This window comes from Actinomadura livida, assembly GCF_014648675.1.
GTDB lineage: Bacteria > Actinomycetota > Actinomycetes > Streptosporangiales > Streptosporangiaceae > Spirillospora > Spirillospora livida.
Genome location: NZ_BMRO01000003.1, coordinates 297,434 through 298,920 on the forward strand (window position 1 = coordinate 297,434; position 1,487 = coordinate 298,920).

Annotated in this window: 2 protein-coding genes; one reads left to right on the forward strand and one right to left on the reverse strand. The window is 75.0% G+C overall.

The features are described from left to right. Positions 1-1,271: MMPL family transporter (locus IEZ03_RS37665; protein WP_229808128.1), on the reverse strand; the 1,271-nt coding region annotated here is incomplete at its 3' end. A 132-nt stretch (positions 1,272-1,403) separates the two neighbouring features. Here IEZ03_RS37665 and IEZ03_RS39010 point away from each other — a divergent pair. After that, the coding region (locus IEZ03_RS39010; RefSeq protein WP_506269198.1) for a cytidine deaminase-like protein at positions 1,404-1,487 on the forward strand (84 nt) is incomplete at its 3' end.

Here is a 1,487-nt window from a genome sequence, read left to right on the forward strand (position 1 = left end):
AGGGCCCCCCGCTCCACCTTCGTGAGGTCGACGGCGACGGCCAGCGGCCCGTTGGCGCCGGGGCCGTAGGCGTCGGCGGTCAGGTCGTACGCCTGCCGGACGGTGTTGGACGCCGGCTCGCTGCTGGCGTCGCTGGGCCAGGTGCGCATCCCGAGCGCGGGCGCGGCCAGCGCCAGCATCAGCACCGACGCGGCCAGCAGCCACGGCCAGGGGCGCCGCCCCACGTGCTCCGCCCAGCGCCGGATCCGCGGCGACTCCACGACGATCCTCGCGCCGGCGGCCCGGTCGCGGCGGCGCAGCACCCGGCGCCCCGCCAGCCCCAGCACGGCCGGGAGCAGCGTGACCGCGCTCAGCATCGTCGTGGTGACGACCAGCCCGGTCGTGAACCCCATCGTCATGAACACCGGGATCCCCGACAGCACCAGCCCGCACAGCGCCAGCAGCACCGTGCACCCCGCGAAGATCACCGACTGGCCGGCGGTCGCGTTGGCCCGCGCCACCGACTCGGGGACGGTGAGCCCCTCCGCCATGCCCTCGCGGTGCCGGGTCAGGACGAGCAGCGCGTAGTCGATGCCGACGCCCAGCCCGACCATGGTGGCCAGCGTCGGCGCCGTCGTCGCCACGTCGGTGACCGCGGCCAGCAGCGTGATCCCCGACACCCCGGCGCCCAGTCCCGCCAGCGCCACCACCAGCGGCAGGCCCGCCGCAACGACCGAGCCGAACGCCAGCAGCAGGATCACCAGCGCGGCCCCGACCCCGATCGCCTCGGCGACACCGCTCGGCGCCGTCACGTTCTCCGGCACCTGGCCGCCGAACTCGACCTGGTGCCCCGCGTCGCTGAGTCCGTGCGTGGCGGATCTCAGCAGGTCGAGGGTCTCCCCCGGCTCCAGTTCCGTGACCGGCACCGAGTACCGGACGGTCATCAGCGCGGTCGTCCCGTCCGCGCTCGGCACCGGCGGGTCCACGACGCTGACGTGCGGCATCTCGCGCAGCTCCCCGGTCGCCGCCGCCAGCGCCGCCTGGTCGACCGCCCCGGAGCGCGCGTGCACCACGACCCTGGCGTCCGCCCCCGACAGCGCCGGGAAGCGCTCCTCCAGCAGGTCGGTGGCCTGCTGCGACCCCGTGCCCTCAAGCGTGTAGTTGTCGTGCAGGGCGCCTCCCGCGACACCCGCGAGGCCCGCCAGCACCGCGACGATCGCCAGCCAGGCGGCGATGAACCGCCAGGGCCGCAGCGCGGCGGCCTTCCCGAGCCGGTAAAGCAGACGGGACATCTTCTCTCCCCCAGATGAGCGTTGCCGTACGCCCCGAGGATCACTCGCGGCCCTTGCCGACCGCTTGGCGATGACTTGCGAGTGACCGGGACGGCCGCAAGTGCCGCTTGCGATACCCGTACGCTGGGGGACGTGAGCGAGCTGAACCCCGAGGACGCGAAGATCATCACCCTGGCCAGGGCGGCGCGGGCCCGCAGCGGCGCCCCGGAGGGCGCC